The following is a 14,778-nucleotide window of genomic DNA, read 5'->3' on the forward strand; positions in this document are numbered from 1 at the left end:
AAGCGGCACGACGGCGCAGCCGAAAACGTCCGCCCCAAGGAAGCGCAGCGCACGGCCATCAGGCATCGTGTCCTTGACACCTGTCAGGAGGCGTACGAGGAGCGGAGATCCGTGGCGTCGGACCCACAACGCGGCCAGCGAGGTACCAGCGGCAGCAGCGGTGCCCCGGACCCGAGCGGTTCCCCCGAGGACCGCAAGCCCGCGTCGGACGAGGCGCACAGCGCCTTCACCCCTCCGCTGGGCGTGCCGTACCCGCCGGTCCCCGAGGAAGAGCACCCCACCTCCGAGTTCGCGCTGCCCGCGGGCCTGCGCCCGGAGACCCCGGCCGAGCAGGAGGGCTCGGCGTTCACGCCGCCCAGCGGCACCACCGGCCAGCACCCGATGCCCGTCGGTGCCACCGCCATGGGCGCCGCCTTCACCCCGCCGCACGGCATACCGGTCGTCCGCCTCACCAAGGAGGCGCCCTGGCAGGACCGGATGCGCACGATGCTGCGGATGCCGGTGGGGGAGCGGCCGGTCCCCGAGCGCCCGGAGCGCGGTGAGGAGGACACCGGCCCGGCCGTCCCCCGCGTCCTCGACCTGACGCTGCGTATCGGCGAGATCCTGCTGGCCGGCGGCGAGGGCGCGGAGGACGTCGAGGCCGCGATGTTCGGTGTGGCGCACGCCTACGGGCTGGAGCGCGTCGAGCCGACCGTCACCTTCACCCTGCTGTCGATCTCCTACCAGCCGTCGCTCGTCGACGACCCGGTGACGGCCAGCCGCACGGTCCGGCGCCGCGGCGTCGACTACAACCGGCTGTCCGCCGTCTTCCGGCTCGTCGACGACATCGCCTCCGAAGGCATCACCCTCGAAGAGGCCTACCGCGGCCTCGCCGACATCCGCCGTCATCGCCACCCCTACCCGAGCTGGGCCCTGACGGTGGCCTCCGGGCTGCTGTCCGGCGCCGCCTCCATGCTGGTCGGCGGCACGATGCTGGTGTTCGTCGCGGCCGCGGTGGGCTCGATGCTCGGTGACCGGCTGGCCTGGCTCGCGTCCGGGCGGGGGCTGCCGGAGTTCTACCAGTTCGTGGTCGCCGCGATGCCGCCCGCCGCGGTGGGCGTCGCCTTCGGCCTGGCGCACGCCAGTGTCCAGGCGTCCGCGGTGATCACCGGTGGACTGTTCGCGCTGATCCCGGGGCGGGCGCTGGTCGCTGGTGTGCACGACGGGCTGACCGGCTACTACATCACCGCCGCCGCCCGTCTGCTGGAGGTCGGCTATCTCATCGTCGGCATCGTCGTCGGCGTGCTCAGCGTGCTCTACATCGGCCTGCAGCTCAATCCCGACCTGCGGCGGCTCAACCCGGAGCAGGCGCTGGGGCAGTACAACGAGCCGCTGGTCCAGACCGTCGCGGCCATGCTGCTGGCGCTGGCCTTCTGCGTGCTGCTCCAACAGGAACGCAACACGGTGGCGTTCGCGACGCTGAACGGCGGGGTCGCCTGGGTCGTCTACGGCACCCTCGTCTACCGCGCCGAGATCAACGTGGTGCCCGCCACCGCCATCGCCGCCGGACTGGTCGGTCTCTTCGGACAGTTGCTCTCCCGCTACCGCTACGCGTCCGCACTGCCGTACGTCACGGCGGCCATCGGCCCGCTGCTGCCCGGTAGTGCCACGTATTTCGGCCTGCTCAACTTCGCGCAGGGGCATCTGGCGCAGGGTCTGCCGTCCCTGGTGCAGGCCGCCTCGCTGGCGCTCGCCATCGCCGTCGGCGTGAACCTCGGTGCCGAAGTCGCCCGGCTCTTCCTGCGCGCGCCCGGTGTCGAGGAGGCCGCCGGCGGCCGCCGCGCCGCCAAGCGCACCCGCGGTTTCTAGGCGACAGCCGGCCCGCACCTGACACGGATAACGCAGGCCAGGGGTGCTCTCCGTGGTCAGTGCTGCGACGGTGCGGCCTTGTCGCGCGCGCGTGCGGGAAAACAAATAATGCGGGGGACGGAGAATCTTTGACGCGTTTCGCGCCTGCCGCTGAGGGGCATCCCCGGGCAGCCCCATGGTGGGGCCGACTCGGTCGGTGCGGAGATCGGCCGCCGGCTTCGTAACAGAGCAATCGTAGCCAGCCCCGGAGGAACGGCCAAGTAAACAACAAAGCAATTAACTTACGCCGGTCTCGGACGGCTGGCGCTCGTCCAAGGTGGGCGCGGTAGCGAATCAACTAACCCGTAACTTGATATAGGGCGGCGTGCTAGCTTCGAACACCTTGACGACGGATCCTCATCAGGCAGGCCTTGCCGCGCGCACGAAGCGACCGTCGTCAATACGGGGGGAGCACTCTTGGCGAGTCATGCGCACCACGCGAGCCTGAGAGGTGGGACCGGAAACGGCACCGGGTCGGTCGCGAGTGTCTTCAGACAACACACCACGCTGCTGGTCACAGGCGTACTGCTGGGTTTGTTCGGGGTAGCTGCCTCGCTCACCCAGCCCTGGGCCATCGGCGAACTGATCAAGACGGCGGGCCGCGGCGGCTCGCTGACCCAACCCATCGCGCAGCTGGTCGGGCTCTTCTGCGCGGGCGCCCTTTTCTCCTCGCTGCAGGCCTACATTATCGGCCGGGCCGGGGAGAATATCGTCTTCGATGTCCGCGGCATCTTGACCGGACGACTTCTGCGCGCCGACCTCACCGCATTCGGTAAGCAGTCCCAAGGCGATATTTTCACCCGCACGGTCACCGATACCTCATTGGTGAAAATCGCCCTCTCGCAGAGCCTCGCTCAGTTGATTATCAGCGGCGCCACGGTCATCGGCGGCGTCGTGCTGATGTTCCTCATCGATCTGTGGCTGATGGTCATCACCATCAGCTGCCTCGGCGTCGCCAGCATCATCTCCATCGCGCTCGCCCGCAAGCTGCGCAAGGTGGCCCTGGAAAACCGGGACGACACCGGCGAATTCGCCAGTGACATCCAGCGGGTGCTCTCCGCGCTCCCCACGGTCAAGGCCTCCCGTGCCGAGCCCCGGGAGGCCGCCCGGATCGGCAAGCTGGCCGACAAGGCGCGGCGTTCGGGTATCCGGGTCAACGCCTACAACGCCCTGCTGATGCCCTCCATGAACGTCGGCACGCAGGGCGCGCTGGCCGTCGTGGTGGGTGTCGGCATGTCCTGGGTGGCCCGTGGCGAGATGAACATGGCCACCCTGACCTCGTTCATCATGTATCTGTTCCAACTGGTCTCGCCGCTGGTGATGTTCTTCATGGGCGTGGGCCAGTTCGTCCAGGGCCGAGCGGCCATCCAGCGGGTCGACGAGCTCGCCCGTATGCCCCAGGAAGGCAACGAGCGGGCGGACGCACGGCCCCCCATGTCGTTCGGGCCGCTGGCCCGGCAACGGCCGGCGGTCGAATTCCACGACGTGCGGTTCGCCTACCGCCGCGGGAAGCAGGAGGAGCTGACGCCGGTTCTCCAGGGAGTCTCGTTCACCGTGCCGGCGCGCGGCCTGACCGCGGTGGTCGGGCCGTCCGGCGCGGGCAAGACCACCATGTTCCAGCTGATCGAGCGCTTCTACGCGGCGGACGGCGGCCGCGTGCAGCTCAGCGGGCAGAACATCGAGTCGCTGCCGCTCGACACGGTCCGCGGGCTGGTCGGCTACGTCCAGCAGGACAGCGCCGCCATGCGCGGCACCGTGCGGGAAAACCTCATCTACGCCAATCCGCACGCCACGGAGTACGACATCCAGGAGGCGGTGGAGATGGCCGGCCTCAGCTCGGTGGTCGCCCATCTCCCGCGCGGGCTCGACACCGAACTCGGCGACCAGGGCAGTGGGTTGTCCGGCGGTCAGCGCCAGCGCCTGTGCATCGCCCGCACGCTGTTGCAGAAGCCCGCGGTCATGCTGCTGGACGAGGCCACCTCCAACCTGGACTCCGACTCGGAGCGGGACTTCCGCGAGGTGTTGCGCCGGGTCTCCCGGCAGTGCGCCGTCATCGCCATCGCCCACCGGATCTCCACCGTGGTCGACGCCGAGAAGATCGTGGTGCTGGAGGGCGGCCGGGTCCGGGCGACCGGCGTGCACCGGGACCTGATGGAGCACGACGAGCTCTACCGGCGGCTGGCGGGCTCGCAACTGCACGCCGGGTCCGGCTACACCGCCCCGGCGGCGGCCGCCCCGGTCCCCATGGAACCGTGGTCACCGCCGCCCGCCATCGCGATCGGCTGGCCCGCGTATGCCGGCCTGACCGACCAGACCGTCCGCCTGCGGCCCATCAGGAGTGAGGAGCAGTGGTGAGCGCCGACGTCGCCATCGTGGGCACCGGCCCCAACGGCCTCGCGGCCGGCGTGGTCCTGGCCCGGGCCGGCCTGCGGGTGGAGCTCTACGAGGGAGCCGACACCATCGGCGGCGGGCTGCGCACGGCCCCCCTCTTCGACAGCGGCGTGCTGCACGACCTCTGCGCCGCCGTCCACCCCATGGCCGCCGCCTCTCCGTTCTTCCGGGCGTTCGATCTGGCGGCCCGCGGGGTCGAACTCCTGCATCCCGAGATCAGCTACGCCCACCCCCTGGACGGGGGCCGCGCGGCCCTGGCCCACCGCTCGCTGGCGGCGACCTGCGAGCACCTGGGACCCGACGGCCCGCGCTGGCGGCGCCTGATGAGCCCGCTGCTGGAGCACAGCGAAGGCGTCGTCGACCTGCTCCTTTCCGGCCAGCGTGGACTGCCGCAGGACCCGGCGGCCGCCCTGCTGCTGGCCCGTCGGGTGGCGGTGCACGGCAGCGGGCTGGGCGCGGCGCGCTTCCAGGGCCAGGAGGCGTCCGCCCTGCTCACCGGCGTCGCCGCGCACGCGGTCGGCAGGCTGCCGAGCCTGGCGTCCGGGGCGGTGGCCATGCTGCTCGGCCACCTCGCGCACGGGTCGGGCTGGCCGCTGCCGCGTGGCGGCAGCGGCCGTATCGCCGAGGCGATGGCCCAGGACATCACCGCGCACGGCGGCGTCTTCCACACCGGGCACACCGTGCAGAGCCTGGCTGAACTACAGGGCGCACGGGCGGTGTTGCTCGACACCAGCCCCAAGGGCTTCCTGGCCCTCGCGGGCGGGGGACTGCCCCGCTCCTATGCGCGCGCCTTGGAGCGTTTCCGGTACGGTCCGGGCGCCGCCAAGGTCGACTTCCTGGTCTCCGAGCCGATTCCCTGGTCCGATCCCGCGGTGGGCCGCGCCGGAACGGTGCATCTGGGCGGCACCCATGCGGAGATGGTCCGGCAGGAGACCGCGAACGCCCGGGGGGTTCGGACCCGGGAGCCCTTCGTCCTCCTCGTCGACCCGGCGGTGACCGATCCGGGCCGCGCACTGCCCGGGAAGCGCCCCGTGTGGGCGTACGCACATGTGCCGAACGGGGACCCCACCGACCCCTACGAGCTGGTGCGCGCCCGCATCGAGCGGTACGCCCCGGGCTTCGGCGACACGATCATCGCCCACCGCTCCGTGCCGGCCGCCCACTACGAGACCTATAACCCCAACTACGTGGGCGGGGACATCGGTTCCGGCGCCATGACGCTGTATCAGAGCATCGCGCGACCCGTTCCCCGCATCGACCCCTACCGCACGCCGCTGCCCGGAGTGTTCCTGTGCTCCGCGGCCACCCCTCCGGGGCCCAGCGTGCACGGCATGTCGGGCTATATGGCCGCTCTCTCCGCGCTTCGACATTGTTTCGGTATACGCCATTTGCCCAACCTGGCGCCCACCTCTGAGCCATTCAAATCCGGCCGTACCCGTTAATGCCGCCGGTGTAATTCTGATGCACCGTCAACTAGCCCCAACTGCCGGTTAGTACTGTGGAGTACGCCACCGAAAAAAGCCATTGGACAGCGCATAGCGACCTGATATTGTCTTAATTGTAAGTACCCCCCCACAACGCTCCGTTGAGGCGTCATCACTGGATCGACAGGAACTGCTGGTCTGACCAACCATGCAGACGGCTGCGGTTCGACCGCATCGCCGCCTTGTTGGCGAATCACGTCTTGCCTCGCTCCAGCTCTTCGGCTTCGCGACGTTCCCATCGGCACCGACAGTGGGGATAATGAGAGGAAGCTCGGGTGCAAAACGGGGTTGAAGACATTGGCTATGGGCGGCAGTTCAAGGGCTGGTATGACCGGCTGCTCCCGGACGACGGGCTTGCTGCTGAGACGGTAGAGGGGCTGTTGGCCCTCCACCCTGACCCCGAGAAGGGGACCCTTGAGTTCGGCGTCGGTACGGGACGGATTGCCCTCCCGCTCTCCGAACGCCTCGGCCATGTGACGGGAGTGGACTCCTCACCGGAGATGCTGGACGCGCTACGCGTCAAGCTGAAGGACGGCGGAGACGTCGAACCGGTACACGGGGACATTCGCACCTACACCTCCAAAGCCCGTTACGGGCTGGTGTACTGCGTCTGCGCGACCCTGTCGATCCTGCACACTCCCGAGGACCAGCAGCAGGCCGTGCAGCGAGCGGCCGACCTCCTCGCCCCCGGCGGCCGGCTGGTGATCGAGACGCACAACAAGCCGCCGATCCTGGACCTGCACGAGGGCCGCACCCGCACCACCTACTTCGTCCCCTACACGGAGCCCGGGACCGGTGTGCAGACCCATTCCACGCTGCTCGACGGCGGTCTGTGGCACTGCTCGCACATCCTGTACCAGGCCGACGGCACCACCAGGGTGGGGTCCGAGCTCACCCGGCTGACCACGCCGGACGACATCGACGGCTACGCCCGCGCGGCCGGGCTGAAGCCCGAATCCCATCTGTCGCGGTGGGACGGCACCCCCTACAGCGAACGCGCGCCCATGTTCATCTGTTGCTACGCCAAATCCTGACGGCAGCACACACAGAAACGCAGATGACAGAAGAGGGTTGCCGTGGGACGTCCTCCGATTTTGCCGACAGACAAGAAATTCGACCTCGTACTCAGAGTGGTGTCCGGTGAACTGACCGCAGCGGAAGCCGCGCGGGAAGCCGCAGTCTCCGAGCAGTCCGTATCCAACTGGCGTCGACAGTTCATTGAGGGTGGCCGTAATGGCCTCGCTGGTGAAGGCGGCAGGGACTCCGAGAGTGCATCCCGGATAGCCGAACTGATCAAAGAAAACGCCACGCTGAAGGCCACGATAGGCGAGCTGTACATAGAACTCCGAAAGTACAGCCGGAGCCCGATCGGCCGTGTTCCGGCGCCCCGGGGGAATATGCACCCCGGCCGGCGAGTCAACTAACTCATTATTTGATCCCGGCACCGCGTGTTAGGTTTCGGGATAACAGCCACTTCGAATCACGGGGGAGGGAATGTGGCGTCTCTGGAGCGCCATTTTGCCGTAGGCATTGCGGGACTGGCCGGCGCAAGCCTTCTGACCGGCGCAGTAACGCGATTCACTGGTAAGCGCGAACGTGCACGTCGCTACCTGATGCACGAGAGGCCGGACGGCAGCCTCGTCGAGATTGCCGTTCATATTCCTCCGCAGGCGAAGCGAGCCGTTCTGTTCGACAACGGTATGGGTGCGCCCCAGGAATACTGGGACTGGGTGTGCAACGCACTTCCCGCAGACATGGGGTATGTGCGGTTCAACCGTCCCGGCCTCGGCCTCAGTACGTCGAACACCCAATATGGCCTGGAGCCGCACTTCGAGCTGTTGCAGGAGCTGCGCGACACCTACATCGCCGACCTTCCGGTCGTACTGGCGGGCCACTCCCTGGGCGGATACTTCCTCGCGGCCTATGCGGCGCAGCATCCGGACGCGGCGAAGGGCGTGACCCAGGTGGTCATGATCGACGCCACTGAAGTGGTCAGCCTGCGCCACTCCCGCCGTACCGAGGTCGACCGGTGGTCCCATCAGCGGATGCTGATGGAGCAGGTGTTCGCGGCGACGGGTCTTTCGGTCTTCCGCCCCGCCATGAACACGAACCAGCAGTACCGCCCGGACATCAACCGGAGCTACCGGGCGTTCCTGGCGAACCCCCGTACCTGGGCCAAGGCCTACCGGGAGTACCGGGACGCGATGACCTACCCGGAACTGACCTCTCTGGACTGCCCGTTGACCGTCATCACGGCAGAGAACAACATCGGTGACAACACCCTGCACGCCGGGATCCAGGCCAGGCTGGCCGTCATCTCGGATCGGGCCCGGCACCACTTCGTCGACGGCGCCGATCACGAGTCCATTCTCGCCGTGCAGCCGCACGCCGAAGAGGTGGCGGAGCTGATCGCCGGCGAACCGCCTTCAGAGGGGCTCGGACAGTCGTGGCAGCCGTCCACCACAGGGCGCCGGACCACTGAGGGCGCCGTGGAGCGGGCGGAGGAACTGGCGTGATCATGAAAGTGAACACCGAACGCGTCAAGACAGTCGCCGTGACGGCGTCACTCGCCGCATGGCTGGCCGCGACGGCCGTGGCACAGATCCCCGAGCAGCGCTTCGACAACCTCCTGCGCCGCGGGAAGCTGCGGATTCCGACCCCGAACTGGCGCTTCTTCGGGCCCAACCCCGGAACCAAGGACAACCACCTTCTCTACCGGGACCTCACGGACGGCAAGCCCGGTGAGTGGACGGAGGTTCCGATCGTCCACGACCGGCCGTGGTACGCACTGGCGTGGAACGCACGGAACCGGCCCCCGAAGGCCCTGTTCGACGCGACCCAGCACACCCTTGCCCAGTCGGTCGCCTTCGGATCGCAAGTGCTTCCGGTGACGACGGCGTCCGGGTACCGGCTGCTGGCCCGCTACATCCAGCTCCACCTGCCCCATGCCGAAGGCGCCTCGCACAGCCAGTTCATGCTGCTGCATTCGTTCCCCACCAGCCCGAAAGACCGGCACATCGATCCCGTCTTCGTCTCCATGGAATTCCCTCTGGAGGGAGACGTCACCCCCGCCAACGCCGCATCTCTGCTAGCCGCATAGCGAGCCGATCAACCCTCTCGACTGGAAGCTGCGAGCTCACTCGGCGTCCCGCGCCGCGTGAGTCCGCGCCCTCCCGCCGAACGGCTGGAGAACTCGCTTGATGAATCTTGAGAGAAAGAGGAAAACCATGTCTGTTGTGGCTAACTTCGCCAACACCGAGCTGGCCGACGTGAACCCGGGCCGCATCGGCAACGACGCGACCCCGACCATGCTCACCCCGCTGGCCGCCCTCGCGACCCCCGAGGGTGTCGCCGTGACCTCCGCCACCGCGTACGCGCTGCACGAGGTCACGAAGGACATCCAGCGCTAAGCAGACGGCCGGCAGGCGATGCTGACCGGCATCGTTAGCCCCGTCTGAGAAAAGACCCGGCGGCACGGTACGCCCGATACGCATACCGTGCCGCCGTTTTCCATATCCACCGTACTCGCATCACATCATCGGGAGCACCCATCCATGTTCCTCAGCGCTCCGCCCGAGGTCACGGCACGCCGAGTGGCTTCGCTGGGTACCCTGGTCTCCGCACTGGAAATGCTGAGCCAGACGCGTAAGTTCGAAGACGGCGAAATGCTGAGCGGCCAGTTGGCGAACATGCGCCCCAAGTTCGCCAAGCGATTTCCCCGGCTGACCCGCGCCCTCGAATCCAAGAAGGCAGCGGTCGCCCTGTACGGGGTCCAGGCGGGTGCTTCCGCCGCCACGCTGATCTGGGGTCACAAGCGCGGCGTACGCACGGCGGGCAGCGCCGTTCTGGCGGTGACCGGCGCGGCCGGACGGCTGCGTTCCCCCTTCGGTGGGGACGGCGCCGACCAGCTCCAGCAGGTGATCAACATTGTCCTCGCCTCGACCGGCACCTTCCAGGACAACGAGAAGGCCCGCGACGTGGCCATGCGCGCGCTGGCCCTGGAAACGACCATCTCCTACGTCGCGTCCGGTGTGGTCAAGCTGGTCTCCCCGGTGTGGCTCAGCGGAGAGGCGTTCAGCGGAGTCATCCGTACGCACAACTACGGGGACAAGCGCGTCTACGAACTCGTGCACAAGTACCCGATGCTGGGGAAGCTCATCACCTGGGGAACGGTCGCCGCAGAGGTCGGTTTCCCGCTGGTGTTCGTGCTCCCGAAGCCCGCGGCCAAGGCCTATCTCGGCTCGATGACGCTGTTCCACCTGGGAATCGGTCAGTTCATGGGCCTCAACCGCTTCGTGCTGGCCTTCGGTGCCACTCACCCGGCACTTCTCTACGTCTTCGCCCAGCAAGAACAGCGCGCGCTTTCGGCCGGCAAGACGTCCGCGGCGCTCGCTCCCGCGGCTTCCTGAGGGCTGTTCGGCCGGGGAGCCGGCCCGTCACGGGCGGGCGATCGCCGGATGGGTTCTCGACAACACACTCGATGACAATGGGGGAAAGTCATGAACGTGAAGAAGAACATCGCGGCCGTCGGTGTCGCCGTGGCCGGCGTTGCGTTAGCCCTCGCCGCTCAGGGCAGCGCACAGGCCGCTTCGGCTCCGCAGGGCCCGGCCGTGGCTGAGTCCGGCCGGACCGCGGTCCTGGCGGGCGACGCGGTGACCTCCCGCGCGCCCCAGGGCGACTGGCACCCTCCGGCCGGCTACGTCCTGAAGAACTCGTTCATCGGGAGCGACGCCGACTGCCGCAAGGAGGGCGACCGGGGAGTCGCCGGCGGAAAGTGGCAGCACTATGTCTGCCACGGCAGGATGGTGCAGATCGCCGATGGATGGATGCTCTTCCAGGACCTGTACGTCAAGAAGTGAGCCACTCCTCGGCCCTAGTGCTCCGGGCGTCTTCCGCGCCTGTGGAGCTCGGCCCGGCACAGCAGTGACACGAACGACGGGCGGCACCCGACTGGGTGCCGCCCGTTCGCGTACGAAAATCAGAGTGCCTGTCCCGGCGTGCGACGGCCGGAAGAACCGGGCCGGACGCCGGGACGCTGACCCTGGGTCAGTGCGCGCCGCCCTGCGCCTCAAGGCGCTTGAAGGAGGCCTCGATCTCGGCCTCGGCCTCGGCGCGGCCGACCCAGTCGGCGCCCTCGACGGACTTGCCGGGCTCCAGGTCCTTGTAGACCTCGAAGAAGTGCTGGATCTCCAGGCGGTCGAACTCCGACACGTGGTGGATGTCCCGGAGGTGCTCCACCCGCGGGTCGGACGCCGGCACGCACAGCAGCTTGTCGTCGCCGCCGGCCTCGTCGGTCATCCGGAACATGCCGATGGCGCGGCACTTGATGAGACAGCCGGGGAAGGTCGGCTCGTCCAGGATGACCAGGGCGTCCAGCGGGTCGCCGTCCTCGCCCAGGGTGTTCTCGACAAAGCCGTAGTCGGCCGGGTAGCTGGTCGAGGTGAAGAGTCGACGGTCCAGGCGGATCCGACCGGTCTCGTGGTCCACCTCGTACTTGTTCCGCGAACCCTTCGGGATCTCGATGGTGACGTCGAACTCCACGGGTGGCTCCTCCATGATCAACACATACGTCTGGTGATTAAGTGTCCCCCACGCAGGTGTGTGGTGGCGAAAGGGGCTGGTCCGAGGTGCCGGAGACCACAAAGTGGCAGGTCAGATGGCAGTCGGCGCAGCGTTCCGCGCGGGCGGCGGCGCAGGCGGCCGGGCGGGCCGTGCGCACGGCGGCGCAGACCGCAGTCCGGTCGGCCCGGGCAGCGGCCGCTGCCGCACGGCAGGCCTGGCAGGCCACACCGCGCCACACCCAGCAGACCTGGCGGCTCACGGCGGTCTCCGCGGCCACCGGTCTGGCGGTCGCGTGCGTCGCGGTGGCGGCGGCCGGACCGTGGGACTCGGGTCAGCGTACGGCCGAGCGTGCGGAGGCGGCCGTGATGGACGGTGCCAGTGGCGAGCATCACGCCGAGGAGCCGGGGCCGGCGCCCAGCGCGCCGGCCGTGCTGCCCGCACTCGGCGGCCCCACGCACGGTGCCGCGGGCCGCGGGGCGGCCCCCCTGCCCACCGACGCCGGGCTGGCCGACGCGCTCTCCCCGCTGCTGGCGGATCCGGCGCTTGGCGCGCTGCGTACGGCCTCCGTCGTGGACGTCGCCGGCGGCCGGGAGGTCTTCGGCGCCGGGCAGGACAAGGCCGCCACCCCCGCCTCCACCGTCAAGCTCGCCACCGCCGTCGCCGCGCTCTCCGTGCTCGGCCCGGACCACCGGATCGACACCGGCGTCGTCCTGTCCGGCAAGAACCGCCTCGTGCTGGTCGGCGGCGGCGATCCCACCCTCACCGCCCGGGCTCCGCGGCCCGGCGCCGAGGAGCAGCCCGCGAATCTGCGCACCCTCGCCGACGCCACCGCCCGTGCCCTCAAGCAGCGCCACCTCACCAAGGTCGCCCTCGGCTACGACACCGGCGCCTACTCGGGCCCCGTCGAGCACCCCATCGGCCCGAACGAGAACCTCGCCCCCGTCACCCCGCTGATGACCGACGAGGCCCGCCTCGACGACAGCGAGCACGGCCCCGCCCCGCGCGACACGGACCCGGCCCACTCCGCGGCCCGCACCTTCGCCGACCTGCTCCACCAGCGCGGCATCACCGTCGACGGCGACCCCGCCTACGCCAAGGCGCCCAGCAAGTCCGCCCGGATCGCCGCGGTCCACTCCCTGCCGCTGTCCGCCCTCGTCGAGCGCATGCTCACCTACAGCGACAACGACATCGCCGAGGCCCTGGCCCGGCAGACCGCCCTCGGCTCCCGCCGGCCGGCCAGCTTCGCCGGCGCCGGAGCGGCCGTCCGCACCGCCCTGGCCCGGCAGCATCTGCCCCTGTCCGGCGCCGTCTTCGAGGACGGCAGCGGCCTGAACCGCGACGACAAGGTCACCGCCGCCCTGCTCTCCCACCTCCTGCTGCAGGCCGCGGCGCCCGACCACCCCGCCCTGCGCCCCGTCGTCACCGGCCTCCCGGTCGCCGCCTTCACCGGCACCCTCAGCAACCGCTACCGGGGCCAGAGCGCCGGCGCCGGCGCCGTACGCGCCAAAACCGGCACCCTCACCGGCGTGAACACCCTGGCCGGCACCGTCGTCGACGCCGACGGCCGACTCCTGGTGTTCTCCTTCATGACCACCGGCACCACCGACCCCCAGGGCGCCCAGAACGCCCTCGACAAGCTCGCCTCGGCCGTGGCGAATTGCGGGTGCCGCTGACACATTTTCGGCTTTCCCCCCACGTTGTCGGCTTTCTCGCCGCGCTGGTGCCTCGCCGTTGCGCCTGGCGGCGGGCGTGGTTTGTCGGGTGCGGTGCCGCTCCTCCGGACTCCGTCCTGCGGCGCGGCCCCTCCCGTGAGTGGGTGGGAGAGAGGCCGGTGGGGGCGGGCACAGTCACGTCCACTGCGGGCGGATCACGGTTACGTGCACCCCCACCGGTCTTCAACCACCCCCAACGGGAGGGGCCGGACCGCAGGACGGAGTCCGGAGGGCCGGTCCCGCAGCCGAACAGCCAGCGCAGCGGCAACCAGCCCGCCGCAGGCGCAACGGCGACAAACACCCGCGGCGGGCCAGCCGACAACGTGCGGCGGCGCCGCAAAGCGCAACGGCGAGAAGCCCTCACGGCGGGACAGCCGAAAACGTGGGAAGCCCCCAGTCGGCTACCCCGACGCACCGCGCCCACGTACGGTGATGTCATGACGAGCATCGGTGGAACCGAGATGGTCGACTGGAATCTCGCGGTGGCGACCGCGACCCGGTTCGTGCGGCCGGGCCCTGAGGTGAGCCGGGACGAGGCACGCGCGATCGTCGCCGAGCTGCGCAAGCACGCCAAGGCCTCCGAGGCGCATGTCCGTGCCTTCACGCGCCTGGCACAGCCCGACGCGACGGGCGAGGAACCGCATGACACACCGGTCCTCGTCGTGGACCGGCCCGGCTGGATCAGGGCGAACGTCGCCGGGTTCCGTGCCGTGCTCAAGCCGCTGCTGGCCAAGATGGAGGACCGCCGCTCGACGGTCCCCGGCGGTGCGGTGCTCGGTGCGGTCGGCGGCAAGGTCACGGGCGTGGAGCTGGGCATGCTGCTGTCGTTCCTGGCCTCCCGGGTCCTGGGCCAGTACGAGACGTTCGCCCCGGCCTCCCGGGACCTGCCGGCCGCGGCGCAGGGCGGCCGGCTGCTGCTCGTCGCGCCGAACATCGTGCACGTCGAGCGCGAGCTGGAGGTGGCCCCGCACGACTTCCGGCTGTGGGTGTGCCTCCACGAGGAGACCCACCGCACCCAGTTCACCGCCGTCCCCTGGCTGCGCGACCACATCGAGGGCGAGATCCAGTCCTTCCTCAGTGAGACGGACATCGATCCCGGCGCCCTCCTGGAGCGGCTGCGCGAGGCCGCCCAGTCGCTGGCCGGCGCCAAGCCCGAGGGCGAGGAGGGCGAGGACGACCGCTCCCTCGTCGATCTCGTCCAGACGCCCGCGCAGCGCGAGATCCTCGGCCGGCTGACCGCCGTGATGTCCCTGCTGGAGGGGCATGCCGACTTCGTGATGGACGGCGTGGGGCCCGATGTCGTGCCCACCGTCGCCGAGATCCGGGAGAAGTTCCAAAAGCGCCGGGCCAGCGGTGCCGGGCGGCTGGACCAGGCGCTGCGCAAGCTGCTCGGCCTGGACGCCAAACTGCGGCAGTACCGCGACGGCGAGCGGTTCGTCAGCGCGGTCGTCGAGGAGGTCGGCATGGACGGCTTCAACCGCGTCTGGACGTCGCCGAACACCCTCCCCACCAAACAAGAGATCGCCAAACCGGCGGACTGGATCGCGCGGGTGCACCGCCGGACGGATGGGGCACCGTAAGCGAACGGCGTGAGCTGGGCACGCCGGGCGGCAGTAGCGCGCCCCTTCAATCACCCGTCTGAGGGACCGTTACGGATGGATAGGCGTGCAATGCTCGGGGAACCGCTCGCCTCTGTCACCATCTAGGCACTCTGTGTGACGAAGTTGCCGTCCACGGCCCGA

13 protein-coding genes are annotated in these 14,778 nt (G+C 69.5%); 12 read left to right on the forward strand and 1 reads right to left on the reverse strand.

All coding sequences use genetic code 11. From position 1 onward, the window contains the following. Window positions 1–111: 111 nt before the first annotated feature. From BKA18_RS20570 to BKA18_RS20615, 10 genes are all read left to right on the forward strand, one after another. A complete protein-coding gene (locus BKA18_RS20570) occupies window positions 112–1,848 on the forward strand; it encodes a threonine/serine exporter family protein (RefSeq protein WP_006604056.1) in 1,737 nt (578 codons plus the stop codon). A 456-nt stretch (window positions 1,849–2,304) separates the two neighbouring features. Then, complete coding sequence (locus BKA18_RS20575; protein ID WP_366044160.1) at window positions 2,305–4,242, forward strand: ABC transporter ATP-binding protein; 1,938 nt, start codon at window positions 2,305–2,307, stop codon at window positions 4,240–4,242. Beyond that, entirely contained in the window at window positions 4,239–5,720 is a 1,482-nt protein-coding gene (locus BKA18_RS20580; RefSeq protein WP_366044161.1) for a phytoene desaturase family protein, read from the forward strand. The genes BKA18_RS20575 and BKA18_RS20580 overlap by 4 nt, the downstream gene beginning before the upstream one ends. Window positions 5,721–6,037: 317 nt before the next feature. Then, entirely contained in the window at window positions 6,038–6,796 is a 759-nt protein-coding gene (locus BKA18_RS20585) for a class I SAM-dependent methyltransferase (protein WP_366044162.1), read from the forward strand. 42 nt (window positions 6,797–6,838) lie between these two features. Then, complete coding sequence (locus tag BKA18_RS20590) at window positions 6,839–7,186, forward strand: helix-turn-helix domain-containing protein (protein WP_093484459.1); 348 nt, start codon at window positions 6,839–6,841, stop codon at window positions 7,184–7,186. A 72-nt stretch (window positions 7,187–7,258) separates the two neighbouring features. Further along, a complete protein-coding gene (locus tag BKA18_RS20595) occupies window positions 7,259–8,278 on the forward strand; it encodes an alpha/beta fold hydrolase (protein ID WP_040898719.1) in 1,020 nt (339 codons plus the stop codon). A gap of 2 nt (window positions 8,279–8,280) precedes the next feature. Continuing rightward, complete coding sequence (locus BKA18_RS20600; protein ID WP_106430490.1) at window positions 8,281–8,862, forward strand: hypothetical protein; 582 nt, start codon at window positions 8,281–8,283, stop codon at window positions 8,860–8,862. Between the two features lie 127 nt (window positions 8,863–8,989). Next, entirely contained in the window at window positions 8,990–9,172 is a 183-nt protein-coding gene (locus BKA18_RS20605) for a linaridin family RiPP (RefSeq protein ID WP_100315524.1), read from the forward strand. Window positions 9,173–9,316: 144 nt separating this feature from the next. Then, window positions 9,317–10,171: an HTTM domain-containing protein gene (locus BKA18_RS20610; RefSeq protein WP_006604049.1), complete on the forward strand. Its 855-nt coding sequence runs from the start codon at window positions 9,317–9,319 to the stop codon at window positions 10,169–10,171. Window positions 10,172–10,261: 90 nt separating this feature from the next. Next, window positions 10,262–10,621 carry a hypothetical protein gene (locus BKA18_RS20615; RefSeq protein ID WP_366044163.1) on the forward strand — a complete coding sequence of 120 codons (360 nt, stop codon included), beginning with the start codon at window positions 10,262–10,264 and terminating at the stop codon, window positions 10,619–10,621. 187 nt (window positions 10,622–10,808) lie between these two features. Here the strand turns inward: BKA18_RS20615 and BKA18_RS20620 are convergent, their stop codons facing one another. Beyond that, window positions 10,809–11,303: an inorganic diphosphatase gene (locus BKA18_RS20620; protein WP_005314187.1), complete on the reverse strand. Its 495-nt coding sequence runs from the start codon at window positions 11,301–11,303 to the stop codon at window positions 10,809–10,811. An 86-nt stretch (window positions 11,304–11,389) separates the two neighbouring features. On the opposite strand from BKA18_RS20620, the gene dacB reads away from it, so the two are divergent. Next, complete coding sequence (gene dacB, locus BKA18_RS20625) at window positions 11,390–12,997, forward strand: D-alanyl-D-alanine carboxypeptidase/D-alanyl-D-alanine endopeptidase (RefSeq protein ID WP_366044164.1); 1,608 nt, start codon at window positions 11,390–11,392, stop codon at window positions 12,995–12,997. 476 nt (window positions 12,998–13,473) lie between these two features. Beyond that, a complete protein-coding gene (locus tag BKA18_RS20630) occupies window positions 13,474–14,616 on the forward strand; it encodes a zinc-dependent metalloprotease (protein WP_006604046.1) in 1,143 nt (380 codons plus the stop codon). The last annotated feature ends 162 nt before the right edge of the window (window positions 14,617–14,778 follow it).

The organism is Streptomyces auratus, assembly GCF_050433025.1.
Classification (GTDB): domain Bacteria; phylum Actinomycetota; class Actinomycetes; order Streptomycetales; family Streptomycetaceae; genus Streptomyces; species Streptomyces sioyaensis.